General features: G+C 54.3%; 12 protein-coding genes. 7 read left to right on the top strand and 5 right to left on the bottom strand.

Features of this window, described 5'->3' with window-relative positions:
- Window positions 1-129 precede the first annotated feature (129 nt).
- From fghA to ptrR, 3 genes are read right to left on the bottom strand one after another with little or no spacing between them, the layout of a single operon-like run.
- The gene (gene fghA, locus LBW88_RS07685) at window positions 130-972 is read right to left on the bottom strand and encodes an S-formylglutathione hydrolase (protein WP_224931194.1); all 843 of its coding nucleotides are present in this window, start codon (window positions 970-972) and stop codon (window positions 130-132) included.
- Window positions 973-984: 12 nt separating this feature from the next.
- Window positions 985-2109, bottom strand: coding sequence for an S-(hydroxymethyl)glutathione dehydrogenase/class III alcohol dehydrogenase (locus tag LBW88_RS07680; RefSeq protein WP_100701046.1), 1125 nt, complete (start codon window positions 2107-2109; stop codon window positions 985-987).
- A 46-nt stretch (window positions 2110-2155) separates the two neighbouring features.
- Window positions 2156-3067: a putrescine utilization regulator PtrR gene (gene ptrR / locus LBW88_RS07675; protein WP_224931196.1), complete on the bottom strand. Its 912-nt coding sequence runs from the start codon at window positions 3065-3067 to the stop codon at window positions 2156-2158.
- 104 nt (window positions 3068-3171) lie between these two features.
- On the opposite strand from ptrR, the gene LBW88_RS07670 reads away from it, so the two are divergent.
- From LBW88_RS07670 to mglC, 7 genes are all read left to right on the top strand, one after another.
- Complete coding sequence (locus LBW88_RS07670; RefSeq protein WP_224931198.1) at window positions 3172-4302, top strand: YbfB/YjiJ family MFS transporter; 1131 nt, start codon at window positions 3172-3174, stop codon at window positions 4300-4302.
- A 125-nt stretch (window positions 4303-4427) separates the two neighbouring features.
- Complete coding sequence (gene folE, locus LBW88_RS07665) at window positions 4428-5093, top strand: GTP cyclohydrolase I FolE (RefSeq protein WP_100701043.1); 666 nt, start codon at window positions 4428-4430, stop codon at window positions 5091-5093.
- Between the two features lie 51 nt (window positions 5094-5144).
- Window positions 5145-6305 (top strand): DUF418 domain-containing protein YeiB, encoded by a 1161-nt coding sequence (gene yeiB / locus LBW88_RS07660; protein ID WP_224931199.1) that lies wholly within the window; start codon window positions 5145-5147, stop codon window positions 6303-6305.
- A gap of 141 nt (window positions 6306-6446) precedes the next feature.
- Entirely contained in the window at window positions 6447-7487 is a 1041-nt protein-coding gene (galS, locus tag LBW88_RS07655; RefSeq protein ID WP_224931201.1) for an HTH-type transcriptional regulator GalS, read from the top strand.
- Between the two features lie 272 nt (window positions 7488-7759).
- The gene (gene mglB, locus LBW88_RS07650) at window positions 7760-8755 is read left to right on the top strand and encodes a galactose/glucose ABC transporter substrate-binding protein MglB (protein WP_224931203.1); all 996 of its coding nucleotides are present in this window, start codon (window positions 7760-7762) and stop codon (window positions 8753-8755) included.
- A 70-nt stretch (window positions 8756-8825) separates the two neighbouring features.
- Window positions 8826-10346, top strand: coding sequence for a galactose/methyl galactoside ABC transporter ATP-binding protein MglA (gene mglA / locus LBW88_RS07645; protein ID WP_224931205.1), 1521 nt, complete (start codon window positions 8826-8828; stop codon window positions 10344-10346).
- 18 nt (window positions 10347-10364) lie between these two features.
- Window positions 10365-11375 (top strand): galactose/methyl galactoside ABC transporter permease MglC, encoded by a 1011-nt coding sequence (gene mglC / locus LBW88_RS07640; RefSeq protein WP_038645867.1) that lies wholly within the window; start codon window positions 10365-10367, stop codon window positions 11373-11375.
- Window positions 11376-11663: 288 nt separating this feature from the next.
- On the opposite strand, the gene sanA is transcribed toward mglC, so the two are convergent.
- Together sanA and LBW88_RS07630 are read right to left on the bottom strand one after the other, a co-directional pair.
- Window positions 11664-12383, bottom strand: coding sequence for an outer membrane permeability protein SanA (gene sanA, locus LBW88_RS07635; RefSeq protein ID WP_034824903.1), 720 nt, complete (start codon window positions 12381-12383; stop codon window positions 11664-11666).
- A gap of 136 nt (window positions 12384-12519) precedes the next feature.
- Window positions 12520-14217, bottom strand: coding sequence for an NAD-dependent malic enzyme (locus LBW88_RS07630; protein ID WP_224931208.1), 1698 nt, complete (start codon window positions 14215-14217; stop codon window positions 12520-12522).
- Window positions 14218-14233 lie beyond the last annotated feature (16 nt).

The raw sequence follows: 14233 nt of genomic DNA, 5'->3' as shown, positions 1-14233 counted from the left end.
AGACGCTGAGGTTCGACGCTAACATCGTGCCGAAGAGCGGCGGCAGGGGGCGAATTTTTAGCCGCCTGCCAGAACCATAAAGGGCGCACCCGGTGCGCCCTTTATGTCATCGACATCAACTATCCCGTTCTACACCAACAAATGCTTCGCGTGGAACCGCAGATGGTCCTCGACAAAGCTGGCGATGAAGAAGTAGCTATGATCGTAACCCGGCTGCACACGCAGCTCCAGCGGGAAACCTTGCTCACGCGCTACCGCTTCCAGACGATCCGGACGCAGCTGATCGGCGAGGAACTGATCGCTATCCCCCTGATCGATCAGAATCGGTAAGCGCTGTTCCACTTCACGCATCAGCAGGCAACTGTCCCACTCGCGCCAGGTCTGGCGATCTTCACCCAGATAGGCAGCGAAGGCTTTTTGTCCCCACGGCACTTCGGTTGGATTGACGATGGGAGCGAACGCGGATGCCGAAGCAAAACGTCCACCCTGACGCAACGCCAATATCAGCGCGCCATGGCCACCCATCGAATGGCCCATTACCGACTGACGTTCGCTCACTTTGAAGTTGTCCGCCAGCAGGGCCGGCAACTCCTCGCTGAGGTAATCGAACATGCGATAGTGTGCCGCCCAGGGCTGCTGCGTGGCGTTGAGGTAAAAACCTGCTCCCTGACCGAGATCGTAGCCGCTGTCGTTGGCCACTTCGTCACCGCGCGGGCTGGTGTCCGGCATAATCAGCACCAGACCCAGCTCAGCGGCAACACGCTGCGCACCGGCTTTGGTGGTGAAGTTTTCGTCGGTACAGGTCAGTCCGGCGAGAAACCACACCACCGGCGGCGGCGTGTCATCCTGCGGTGGCGGCAGGAAAATGCTGAAGGTCATCGGGCAGTTCAGCACCGCCGACTGATGACGCCAGCGCTGCTGCCAGCCGCCGAAGATACGATGTTCTTCCAGCAGTTCCAGAGTGGATGCCATAACGCCTCCTTTTTACTTGTTAAAATGCACAACCGAACGAATGGATTTCCCTTCGTGCATCAGATCAAAGGCCTCGTTAATCTCTTCCAGCGGCATGGTGTGCGTGATGAAATCATTCAGCGCGAACTTACCGTCCAGATAATCCTGCACGATGCCCGGCAGCTGGGTACGGCCTTTCACGCCACCAAATGCGGAACCGCGCCATACACGACCGGTCACCAGTTGGAACGGACGGGTGGAAATCTCTTCACCGGCACCGGCAACGCCGATAATCACTGACTCGCCCCAACCTTTGTGACAGCACTCCAGTGCGGAGCGCATCACGTTAACGTTACCGATACATTCGAAGGAGTAATCGACGCCGCCGTCGGTCAGCTCAACAATCACATCCTGAATCGGCTTATCGTAATCTTTCGGGTTGATCAGATCGGTGGCACCCAGTTTGCGCGCCAGGTCGAATTTGCTGGTGTTCAGATCGATACCGATGATGCGACCGGCTTTCGCCATTTTCGCGCCGATAATCGCTGACAAACCAATGCCGCCCAGACCGAAGATGGCCACGGTATCGCCTTCTTTGACTTTGGCGGTGTTCATCACTGCGCCCATACCGGTGGTCACGCCGCAGCCCAGCAAGCACACTTCTTCCAGTGGCGCTTCTTTGCTGATCACTGCCAGTGAAATTTCCGGCACCACGGTGTACTCAGAGAAAGTTGAAGTACCCATATAGTGGAAGATCGGCTTGCCGTCTTTGAAGAAGCGGGTAGTGCCGTCTGGCATCAGGCCTTTACCCTGAGTGGAGCGGATCGCCTGGCACAGGTTAGTTTTACCCGACAGACAGAACTTACATTTGCCGCACTCTGGCGTATATAGGGGGATCACGTGATCGCCGACCGCCACGCTGGTCACGCCTTCGCCCACTGCTTCCACCACGCCGCCGCCTTCGTGACCGAGGATTGCCGGGAACACGCCTTCCGGATCTTTACCGGACAGGGTGTAGGCATCGGTGTGGCATACGCCGGTGGCGACGATGCGTACTAACACTTCACCTTTCTGCGGTGGCATCAGATCCACTTCTTCGATTTTCAGCGGTTCGCCCGCTGCCCAGGCAACGGCAGCGCGGGTTTTAATCATGTTCATGCAATCCCTCTTCTTCAGATGTCGTGATTTACTTAAAATTAAAAACTCACTCAGCGGTTTGCAGCGGATGCAGCAACTCATCGTTGAGTGGGCGGTCGTCAAACATTTCAATAATCAAATATTTCAGCGCTTCCACGTTGGGCGTGAAGGCGTCACGGCGCCACATCAGCCAGGTGGCGGTATCGCGGTAAGCGGGCGGCAGTGCATGTTCCTGCACGCGCGCGCGGCCGGGCATCTGCGTCAGTACCGACGCCGGGATCATCGCCACGCCCGCGCCGCCTGCCACGCACGCCACCATCGCGTGATAAGACTGAATCTCCATCACGCTTTTCGGTGAGGTCTGGCTTTCGCGATACCAGGACTCGAGTTTGCTGCGATACGAGCAGCTATTACCAAAGGCAAACAGAGTGTCATGCTGCGTGTCGCGGGCGCTGGTAATCGGCTCGTGATCGAGGCTGGTGATCAGCACCATCTCCTCGCGAAACGCGATGCAGCCGTTGAGATCGTCATGGGTGGCTGGGCCATCTACCAGCGCGGCGGCCAGTGTACCGGCGCGCACTTTATCGATGATATCGCCCGAGGTGCCGGTCACCAGCGATAGCGCCACGGTGGGAAATCGTTGATGATAGGCCGCCAGCAAACCCGGTAAACGGGTGGCCGCGGTGCTCTCCATCGAGCCGAAGGCAAAATTCCCGCCCGGTTCACCGGCGCGCGCCATGTTCATTGCCTCATCGCTCAGGCTGAGAATACGCTGGGCATAATTAAGGAAATTGTGGCCCATTGGCGATAATCGAATACGCTGCTTCTCACGGATGAACAGATCCACACCTATCTCTTCTTCCAACTGGCGCAGACGAGTGGTGAGATTGGAGGGCACGCGATGCAGCAACTCTGCGGCGCGCGCCAGCGAACCGGTTTCGGCCACAGAACAGAACATGCGGAGTTGTACTAAATCCATATTCTCTTTCCGTAAACAACTTGGTTAATATTATTCACTTTTCGTGAGTTTAATCGTCATGCATGCTAATGACAAGTGCTAAAAGAATCTGAACGGGAGTGGAAATGGCTTTTCGTGTCGCGCTGAGCGCGTTTTTAAGTTTAGTGGTTGCAATGGGGATTGGGCGATTTGCTTTCACCCCGCAGGTGCCACTGATGATTCAGGACCATCAGTTAACCCTCACCAGCGCCAGTCTGGTGGCAGCGCTCAACTATCTCGGCTATCTGTGTGGCTCCTTTGATGCCATGCGCGCGCATAAGCGTGTCGAATGGCGGCTGCAGGCTGGCGTATGGGGCGCGGTGATCCTGACGCTGCTGTCTGCCTGCGTCAGCGGGCCGTGGCTGCACGGTCTGATCCGCTTCGTGATTGGCGGCGCCAGCGGTTGGGCCATGGTGCTGTTAGCAGCCTGGAGCAATGAGCAGCTGCTGCATCATGGGCGTCCAGGATTGTCCGCGGCGGTGTTTGCCGGACCCGGCACCGGTATTTTCATCAGCGGCATGCTGGCGGTGGCGCTGCATGCCAGCGGTGCCAGTGCGGCATTGGGCTGGGCGGCTTATGGTTTGCTGGCATTGATTCTTATCGCAACCATTGCACGTTTTTTACCGCGCACAGGACAGTTACATCGTCCCGATCAGGCCCCCGCGCCTTTGGTACTGAACGGTGACCTGAAACGCTTAGTGTTGAGCTACAGTCTCGCCGGTTTTGGCTACATTCTGCCTGCGACCTTCTTGTCGCAGATGACCGCCGCGCGTTTCCCCGACAGCGCGCTGGCACAGTTTGTCTGGCCGGTATTTGGCGGCGCAGCAGTGATCGGCATCGTGCTCGGCATTCTGACGCGGCGCTGGGGCAGCAGCCACGTGCGGCTGGCGATCGTGCTTTGGGCGCAGGCGCTTGGTGTCATCTCCGCCATTGTCCTGCCGGGGCTGGATGGATTGTTGATGAGCGCGCTGTTAGTCGGCGGCGGATTCTTGTGCGTGGTGCAGCTGGCACTGCAATATGGCCGTGAACTGGCACCGCATCATGCGCGTTATCTGGCCGGATTGCTGACCACCGGTTATGCGGTCGGACAGTTGGGCGGACCGCTGCTGTCCTGGATTTCCAGTGTGCTGTGGCATCGCCTCGATCCTGCCTTGTGGGTGGCGGGTGGCGCGCTGATTCTGGCGGGTTTGCTGGTGCTGCGCCGTTCGACACTATGAAAAGCTTTCATCTCCGATTGGATTGATTGCTGGATTACGCGCGCGTTGTGTTTCACAATACGCGCTCAGAATTTCCCCCGCAGGCGACGATCTGCGGGCGCATCACCTGCCGGAGAAAGAGTACGATGAGCACCTTAAGTCAGGAAGCCGCCCTGGTTCACGAAGCGCTGCTGGCGCGTGGCCTGGAAACGCCGTTACGCGCCCCGGTGCGTGAAATGGATGACGAAACCCGCAAGCATGAAATCGCCGGTCATATGACCCAAATCATGCAGCTGCTGAATCTGGATCTGGAAGATGACAGCCTGATGGAGACGCCACATCGCATCGCCAAGATGTACGTGGACGAGATCTTCTCAGGCCTCGATTACGCCAACTTCCCGAAAATCACCGTCATCGAAAACAAGATGAAGGTGGATGAGATGGTCACCGTGCGCGATATCACTCTGACCAGCACCTGTGAGCACCACTTCGTGATTATCGATGGTAAAGCCACTGTCGCTTACATCCCGAAAGAGAAGGTGATTGGTCTGTCAAAGATCAACCGCATCGTGCAGTTCTTTGCTCAGCGTCCACAGGTACAAGAGCGTCTGACCCAGCAAGTGCTGGTGGCGCTGCAAACCTTGCTCGGCACCAACAACGTGGCGGTGTCGATTGATGCGGTGCACTACTGCGTGAAAGCGCGTGGCGTGAAAGATGCCACCAGCGCCACCACCACCACATCACTGGGTGGCCTGTTCAAGTCCAGCCAGAATACGCGCCAGGAGTTCTTACGCGCGGTGCGTCACAGCTAATCCTTTGGGCGGCTTATTGCCGCCCGTTTTCTCTCTCCGTCAGGTCACTCGATGCAACGCTATCTTGCGCTGGATTTCATTCGTGGTTGCGCCATTCTCGGCATTCTATTGCTCAACATCGTAGGGTTTGGCTTGCCCTCTGCCGCCTATCTCAATCCGGCGTGGCAGGGCGATATCTCGCTTTCTGATGCCTGGACCTGGGCGATGATGGATGGGCTGGCGCAGCTGAAATTCCTCACCCTGTTTGCGCTGTTGTTCGGTGGTGGCCTTTATCTGCAAATCTCGCGCGGCAGCCGCTGGATGTCGGCGCGCCTGACGCTGTTGGTTCTGCTGGGTTTCATGCACAGCATCTTCTTTTGGGAAGGGGATATCCTGCTGGATTACGGCCTGATTGGGCTGATTATCTGGCGGATGCTGCGTGAAGTGCCTTCGGACAAAGCTCTGCTGCAAACTGGCGCGTTGCTTTACCTGATCGGTTGCGGCGTGCTGCTGGTGTTTTGGGGCATTTCCAGCCCGGAACCTGGCCGTTCGTGGCTGCCGGGTGCCGCTGATATCGAGTATGAAAGCTACTGGAAACTGACCGGCGGCTGGGAAGCGATACAGAACCGCCTCGATCATCTCTCATCGGGTTTAATGGCGCTCGCCGCACAATACGGCTGGCAACTGGCGGGATTGATGCTTATTGGCGCGGCGTTGATGCGCAGCGGCTGGCTGAAGGGCGAGTTTAGCGTGCAGCACTATCGTCGCTCGGCAGCGCTGCTGCTGACGGTCGGCTGGCTGATTGCCATCCCCGGTATTGTGGCGCAGTGGTTGCTGGGCTGGGAATTCCGCTGGAGTGGCTTCTTACTGCAGGTACCGCGCGATCTCGCCAGCCCGTTTATCAGTCTTGGCTATGCGGCACTTTGCTTTGGATTCTGGCCGCAAATTGGTGCAACGCGCTTCAGCTATGCGCTGCAATGCGTTGGCCGTATGGCGCTCAGCAACTACCTGTTACAGACCCTCATCTGCACCACGCTGTTCTATCGCTTCAATCTGTTCCTCAAGTTTGATCGCCTGCACCTGCTGGCGCTGGTCCCGGCTATCTGGTTGGTTAACATCCTGTTTTCTGTGCTCTGGCTGCGCTTTTTCCCGCAGGGCCCGATGGAGTGGATCTGGCGCAAACTTACGCGTCTCGCTGCCGGCAAAACACCACCTTCCTCACGCATCAGATAATGATGTTCATCACAAAGGTTGCAGATTTGTATGTAACCGTTTTCATTCGTGTGACGTGATTCACGCAGCTGAACAAAATGCCCTGACAAAATAGCGCCGTTACGCGCTTGTCGCGCATTTTCTCCTCTGTGGAACAGCTGCATGATAACGATTCGAGATGTCGCCCGTCAGGCCGGTGTATCAGTAGCCACCGTGTCGCGTGTGCTCAATAACAGCAGTGCAGTCACCCCTGATACCCGTGAAGCCGTACTCCAGGCGGCGGAATCACTGGGTTATCGTCCCAACGCCAACGCGCAGGCACTCGCGACCCAGGTCAGCGATACCATTGGCGTGGTGGTGATGGACGTTTCCGATCCCTTCTTTGGCGCGCTGGTAAAAGCGGTGGATACCGTCGCCCAGCGCGTGCACAAACACGTGTTAATCAGCAACTCCTGGCATCAGGAAGAGAAAGAGCGTCATGCCATTGAGGTGCTGATACGTCAACGATGTAACGCTCTGGTGGTACACGCGAAAACGCTTTCAGACGCAGAACTAAGCCATTTTATGGACCAGGTTCCCGGTATGGTGCTGATTAACCGGACTATTCCCGGTTACGAGCATCGTTGTGTCTGCCTGGATAATGTAACGGGATCGCTGATGGCGACGCGCATGCTGTTACAACAGGGGCATCAACGCATTGGTTATCTCAGCTCCAGCCACCCGATTGAAGATGTGACGCAACGGCGTGAAGGTTGGCTGCAGGCCCTGTCAGAGCAGGGCATCCGCCCGCAGGAGTCCTGGATTGCGCACGGTGAACCGGACATGCAGGGCGGCGAAGCTGCAATGGTTGAGTTACTGGGCCGTAACCTGCATTTGACCGCCATCTTCTCCTACTGCGATGGCATGGCCGCCGGTGCGCTGACTGCATTGAAAGACAACGGCATTCAGGTACCGCAGCATTTCTCTGTGGTGGGCTTTGATGACATTCCGATTTCGCGTTACACCGACCCGCAATTAACGACTGTGCGCTATCCTATTGTTTCTATGGCAAAATTAGCCACTGAGCTGGCCCTGAAAGGCGCGGCGGGAGAGCTTGATCCTGAATCCTCACACTGCTTTATGCCGACCCTGGTGCGCCGCCATTCCGTTGCTCAACGGCAAACTGTGGAGTCGGTCACTAATTCAGGCGATAGCGCTGTGTAACCGTTTCCAATCTGTGATTACATTCACAGTTAATTAACATGGCGCTCACTATGATGGCAGCGTCTTACCGGACTGAAACATCATGTAACGCCGGGTTCTCCTTCTCCCGTCAGGTTTCAGTAGCCGATTGAAATAGTTCACAACACTCTTCAGGAAGCGTTTACGTACAGGGAAGTCAGGATTGCGATGGTGAATGAGTTTGAACCGACTGCGCTGGTTGCCCGCAGGCAGCACAGCGCGATGATATGCCCTACATAAAAACCGGAGATACCATGAATAAGAAGGTTTTCACGCTCACAGCACTGGTTGCCAGCATGATGTTTGGTGCAACTGCGCACGCCGCCGATACCCGCATTGGCGTGACAATTTATAAATATGACGACAACTTTATGTCTATGGTTCGCAAGGACATCGACAGCGAAGCCAAAAAACTGGGCGGCATTCAGTTGCTGATGAATGACTCGCAGAACAGCCAGTCAACCCAGAACGACCAGATTGACGTACTGATGGCCAAAGGCGTGAAAGCGCTGGCAATCAACCTGGTTGACCCTGCTGCTGCGGCAGTAGTGATCGACAAAGCAAAAGCCAATGACGTGCCGGTAGTGTTCTTCAACAAAGAACCGAACGCGAAAGTGCTGGCCAGCTACCCGAAAGCCTACTATGTGGGTACCGACTCTAAAGAGTCAGGCATCATTCAGGCCAAGCTGATTGAGAAGCACTGGAAAGCCACTCCAGCCTGGGATCTGAACAAAGATGGTCAGATTCAGTTTGCCCTGCTGAAAGGCGAGCCAGGCCACCCGGATGCTGAAGCGCGTACCAAATACGTGATCGAAACCCTGAACACCGATGGCATGAAAACTCAGCAGTTGGCGATGGACACTGCAATGTGGGATACCGCTCAGGCAAAAGACAAAGTGGATGCCTGGCTGTCTGGCCCGAACGGCAACAAAATTGAAGTGATTATCGCTAACAACGATGCGATGGCGATGGGTGCGGTTGAAGCGCTGAAAGCCCACAACAAAACCAGCATTCCTGTGTTTGGCGTGGATGCGCTGCCAGAAGCACTGTCGCTGGTGAAATCCGGTGCGATGGCCGGTACCGTGCTGAACGATGCGGAAAACCAGGCGAAAGCCACCATTGATATCGCGAAGAACCTGGCCGATGGCAAAGAGCCAACTGCCGGTACAAACTTCAAGATGGAAAACAAAATCGTACGTGTTCCTTACGTACCAGTAGATAAAGAAAACCTGTCTCAGTTTGTGAAGTAATACGTACCGGGCGCGGCAGTACGCCGCGCCTTATTGCATCTGCCCCACGTTTTATTTAGCCAGGTAAATTATGGCCAGTGAGAATCCGACCGCACAGCGTGAATATCTGCTGGAGATGACGAATGTCTCGAAATCATTTCCAGGGGTGAAAGCCTTAGATAATGTGAATTTGAAAGTGCGGCCGCACTCAGTCCATGCCTTAATGGGCGAAAACGGCGCCGGAAAATCCACATTATTAAAATGCCTGTTTGGCATTTATAAAAAAGATACGGGGAGCATCCTGTTTCAGGGTGAAGAGATTGATTACAAGAGCTCCAAAGAAGCGCTGGAAAATGGCGTTTCGATGGTGCATCAGGAATTAAACCTGGTATTACAGCGCAACGTAATGGATAACATGTGGCTTGGCCGTTATCCACGTAAAGGCGTGTTTGTCGATCAGGATAAAATGTATCGCGATACTAAAGCGATCTTTGATGAATTAGATATTGATATCGATCCGCGCGATAAAGTAGCCAATCTGTCTGTTTCGCAAATGCAGATGATTGAAATTGCCAAGGCATTCTCCTATGACGCGAAAATTGTCATCATGGATGAGCCAACCTCGTCGCTGACCGAAAAAGAAGTGAATCACCTGTTCACCATTATCCGTAAGCTGAAAGATCGTGGCTGCGGCATTGTGTATATCTCGCACAAGATGGAAGAGATCTTCCAGCTGTGTGATGAGATTACAATTTTACGTGACGGACAGTGGATCGCCACCCAGCCGCTGGAAGGGCTGGACATGGATAAGATCATCTCGATGATGGTTGGCCGTTCATTGAATCAGCGCTTCCCCGACAAGACCAACGTGCCGGGCGAAACCATTCTTGAGGTGCGCCATTTAACCTCGTTGCGTCAGCCGTCGATTCGCGATATCTCATTCGACCTGCGTAAAGGCGAGATCCTGGGCGTAGCGGGGCTGGTGGGCGCAAAACGTACTGACATCGTTGAGACGCTGTTTGGTATTCGCGAGAAATCAGGCGGCACCATTAAGCTGCACGGTAAAGCGATCAATAACCACAGCGCCAATGAAGCCATTAACCACGGTTTTGCGCTGGTGACGGAAGAGCGTCGTTCAACCGGTATTTATGCTTATCTGGATATTGGATTTAACTCACTCATTTCCAATATCAAGAAGTATAAATCCAGCATCGGCTTGCTCGACAATAAACGTATGAAAAGCGACACCCAATGGGTGATCGATTCGATGCGCGTGAAAACACCGGGTCATCATACGCAAATTGGTTCGCTTTCCGGTGGTAACCAGCAGAAAGTTATTATTGGTCGCTGGTTATTAACGCAGCCAGAAATATTGATGCTGGATGAACCGACGCGCGGCATTGACGTCGGTGCTAAGTTCGAAATTTATCAGCTGATTTCTGAGTTGGCGAAGAAAGAGAAGGGCATCATTATTATCTCTTCTGAAATGCCAGAATTGCTGGGAATTACCGATCGTATTTTAGTGATGAGTAATGGCCTGGTAGCGGGCATTGTCGAGACCAAAACGACCTCGCAGAATGAAATCCTGCGTTTAGCGTCATTACACCTTTAATGAAGCAAGGGCTTTAACATGAAAGCGACTACTAAAAAGAATGCGCTAACCTGGTTAAAAGAGGGCGGCATTTACGTTGTCCTGTTGGTACTGCTGGCAATTATTATTTTCCAGGATCCGACGTTTTTAAGTTTGATGAACCTGAGTAACATTCTGACCCAGTCTTCGGTGCGTATTATTATTGCACTGGGCGTGGCCGGATTGATCGTAACACAAGGTACAGACCTGTCAGCAGGGCGTCAGGTTGGTCTGGCAGCAGTGGTTGCGGCTACCTTGCTGCAATCCATGGATAACGCCAACAAGGTGTTCCCACATCTGGATACCGTGCCGATTCCACTGGTCATTCTGACCGTGTGCATCATCGGTGGCGTGATTGGTCTGGTGAACGGCGTCATCATCGCTTACCTGAAAGTGACCCCGTTTATTACCACGTTGGGCACCATGATTATCGTTTACGGCATTAACTCGCTGTATTACGACTTTGTTGGCGCATCACCGGTGGCTGGTTTTGACTCCGGCTTCTCTACCTTCGCTCAGGGCTTCCTGCGCTTCGGTGATTTTAAGCTGTCGTTCATCACCTTCTATGCATTCATTGCCATTATTTTCGTGTGGATTCTGTGGAACAAGACGCGCTTCGGTAAGAACATTTTCGCTATCGGCGGTAACCCGGAAGCCGCACGTGTTTCAGGCGTTAACGTGCCGTTGAACCTGATTCTGGTGTATGCGCTTTCAGGTGTGTTTTACGCCTTCGGCGGGATGCTGGAAGCGGGCCGTATCGGGAGTGCCACCAACAACCTCGGCTTTATGTATGAGTTGGATGCGATTGCGGCCTGTGTGGTAGGCGGCGTGTCGTTTGCCGGTGGTGTGGGTACCGTTGCGGGCGTAGTGACCGGTGTGATTATCTTCACCGTCATCAACTACGGTCTGACCTATATCGGCGTGAACCCTTACTGGCAGTACATTATCAAGGGCGGCATCATTATCTTCGCCGTTGCACTGGATTCACTGAAGTACGCACGTAAAAAATAAGACTTAGCACACAGCAAAACATCACTGTAAAAGGCTGCCATTTTATGAATGGTAGCCTTTTTTATTTGCGCTAACTGCAACTGCAACTGCAACTGCAACTGCAACTGCAACTGCGACTGCAACTGCGACTGCAACTGCAACTGCGAAGGGCGAGGACCGCCAGCCCCCAAAGCGACACCAGACAGCGTAATCACAATGCCTGAAGCGGCACCAGAGACAGCGTTATCACAGTAGCCCTAAGCGACACCAGACAACGTTATCACTGCAAACTCAGCGGCTAAAACGCACTCACTTCTGCAACTTCTCTTCCAAATCCAACAGCTGCTCAGGCGTCACCGCCGGATAACTCTGTGCATCTTCTGGCACTTCATGCACCGCCGGAATTGGCACCAGCGGGCCGAGGAAACGAGGTTCGCGTTTCATCAGATACAAATCGGCTAATGCGCCTAAACGTGCGCCAACCTCGCGGAAACGCACTGACAGCATATTTTTCGGAGACGGCACCGCATAACACTGCGCCTGAATCCCCAGATGCTGGGCGATGTACAGTGCGCGCTCACAGTGGAAACGCTGCGTAATGATGATGAAATCATTGGTATCGAACACTTTGCGCGTACGCACAATCGAATCCAGCGTACGGAATCCGGCATAGTCGAGCACGATATCAGCAGGATCGACACCGGCTTTGATCAAATCGCGGCGCATGGTCATCGGTTCGTTATAGCTTTGCAGCGCGTTATCACCGCTCAGCAGCAGGTAATTCACCTTGCCACTGTTATAGGCGTTGAGCGCACCCTGTATGCGATAAAGGTAATACTGATTGATCACGCCGGTGCGGTAATACTTAGCAGTCCCTAAGACCACCCCGACCTGACGATGCGGCAGCGAGGTGACATCTTCATAAATAAACGGGGCAGTTTTCCAGCTGATCCAGCGATCCAGGCCGAGCGCGGTCGCCACCATCAATAAGATGATGAAAAACAGACCAAAGAAAACGCGTTTAATCATGCGCGTAAGCACTCGGATGGCAAAATTCAGGATGGCTAAAGGCTACTTGAGGCGGGGACATGAAGCAAGTTTACGCAAGTTGGCTGGCGATATTTTAAGCGCAGCCGGTACTGTATTCACCGGCTGCGCTGGCTGATTAAATAGAAGTACGGCGATAATGACGATACTGCGGCAGCCAGAAGTTATTATTCACGGCTTTAGACAGTACGTCTTCTGAAGTGACCACGGCCACGCCAGCCAACTGGGCTGCTTTGCCCACTTCCATGGCGATCAGTTTCGACACGCCCTGAATGTGTTTCAATTCTGGCAGCACCGGGCCTTCTCCATCGTTCACCAGCGGTGAGCAGTCAGCCAATGCACGGCTGGCGGTCATCAGCATCGAATCGGTGATGCGGGTGGCTCCTGCGGCGATAACACCCAAACCAATACCTGGGAAGATATAGGAGTTATTGCACTGGGCAATCGGGTAGGTTTTACCTTTCCAGGTCACCGGCGCAAAGGGGCTGCCGGTAGCAACCAGCGCTTCACCGTCGGTCCAGGAGATGATATCCGCTGGTGTGGCTTCAACGCGTGAGGTTGGGTTCGACAGCGGCATTACAATCGGACGCTTGGTGTGTTTATGCATCTCACGGATGATCTCTTCCGTGAACAGACCTGGCTGACCGGACACGCCAATCATGATATCTGGCTTGGCGTTGCGCACCACGTCCAGCAGTGAAATTGAGTCACTGGTGACATCCCAGCTTTTCAGGTTTTCACTCTTCTGCACCAGCTTGCTCTGGAAATCGAGCAGGTTTGGCAATTTGTCGGTCAACAGACCAAAACGATCCACCATCATCACGCGGGCACGCGCTTCGTCATCGCTCAGACCTTCAGACTTCATCTGGGCAATAATTTGCTCGGCGATACCACAACCGGCAGAACCTGCGCCGAGGAACACGACTTTTTGCTCACACAGACGGCTGCCTGCGGCACGGCTGGCAGCGATCAACGTGCCGACGGTGACAGCGGCGGTGCCCTGAATGTCATCGTTAAAGCAGCACACTTCGTCGCGATAGCGTTCGAGAAGCGGCATGGCGTTCTTCTGCGCGAAGTCTTCGAACTGCAGCAGCACGTTCGGCCAGCGGCGTTTCACTGCCTGAATGAATTCATCCACGAAGGCTTCGTACTCTTCGCCGGTAATACGCGGATGACGCCAGCCCATATACAGCGGATCGTTCAGCAACTGCTGATTGTTGGTGCCGACATCCAGCACCACGGGCAGGGTATAAGCCGGGCTGATACCGCCACACGCGGTGTAAAGCGACAGCTTACCGATCGGGATACCCATACCACCGATGCCGAGGTCACCGAGGCCGAGAATACGCTCGCCATCGGTTACCACGATCACTTTCACGTTCTGCTTGGTGGCGTTTTGCAGCATGTCTTCAATGCGATCGCGGTTGTTATACGAGATGAAAACCCCGCGTGCACGACGATAAATTTCAGAGAAGTGTTCACAAGCCGCGCCGACGGTTGGGGTGTAGATAATCGGCATCATCTCTTCCAGATGATTGTCGAGCAGGCGGTAGAACAGGGTTTCGTTGGTGTCCTGGATGTTACGCAGATAGACATGCTTGTCGTTATTGTTTTTGAAGTCCAGGAACTGACGCCAGGCACGTTCGGCCTGCTCTTCGATGGTTTCAACGGCTTCAGGGAGTAAGCCGTTAAGGTTAAATTCGTTACGCTCATCCAGGGTGAAGGCGCTGCCTTTATTCAACAGCGGAAATTCCAGCAGAATCGGGCCCGCGTAAGGAATATACAGCGGACGTTTACTTTCGTAGTCGAGTTCCATGCAATGTTGGCTCCGG

This window comes from Pantoea sp. alder81, assembly GCF_020179835.1.
Classification (GTDB): Bacteria; Pseudomonadota; Gammaproteobacteria; order Enterobacterales; family Enterobacteriaceae; genus Pantoea.
This window is presented reverse-complemented; position numbering and strand designations above follow the sequence as displayed.

Excerpts from the sequence above, each read along its gene's own strand:
- fghA (WP_224931194.1), bottom strand. The coding sequence starts at position 972 with ATGGCATCCACTCTGGAACTGCTGGAAGAACATCGTATCTTCGGCGGC.
- LBW88_RS07680 (WP_100701046.1), bottom strand. The coding sequence starts at position 2,109 with ATGAACATGATTAAAACCCGCGCTGCCGTTGCCTGGGCAGCGGGCGAA.
- ptrR (WP_224931196.1), bottom strand. The coding sequence starts at position 3,067 with ATGGATTTAGTACAACTCCGCATGTTCTGTTCTGTGGCCGAAACCGGT.
- LBW88_RS07670 (WP_224931198.1), top strand. The coding sequence starts at position 3,172 with ATGGCTTTTCGTGTCGCGCTGAGCGCGTTTTTAAGTTTAGTGGTTGCA.
- folE (WP_100701043.1), top strand. The coding sequence starts at position 4,428 with ATGAGCACCTTAAGTCAGGAAGCCGCCCTGGTTCACGAAGCGCTGCTG.
- yeiB (WP_224931199.1), top strand. The coding sequence starts at position 5,145 with ATGCAACGCTATCTTGCGCTGGATTTCATTCGTGGTTGCGCCATTCTC.
- galS (WP_224931201.1), top strand. The coding sequence starts at position 6,447 with ATGATAACGATTCGAGATGTCGCCCGTCAGGCCGGTGTATCAGTAGCC.
- mglB (WP_224931203.1), top strand. The coding sequence starts at position 7,760 with ATGAATAAGAAGGTTTTCACGCTCACAGCACTGGTTGCCAGCATGATG.
- mglA (WP_224931205.1), top strand. The coding sequence starts at position 8,826 with ATGGCCAGTGAGAATCCGACCGCACAGCGTGAATATCTGCTGGAGATG.
- mglC (WP_038645867.1), top strand. The coding sequence starts at position 10,365 with ATGAAAGCGACTACTAAAAAGAATGCGCTAACCTGGTTAAAAGAGGGC.
- sanA (WP_034824903.1), bottom strand. The coding sequence starts at position 12,383 with ATGATTAAACGCGTTTTCTTTGGTCTGTTTTTCATCATCTTATTGATG.
- LBW88_RS07630 (WP_224931208.1), bottom strand. The coding sequence starts at position 14,217 with ATGGAACTCGACTACGAAAGTAAACGTCCGCTGTATATTCCTTACGCG.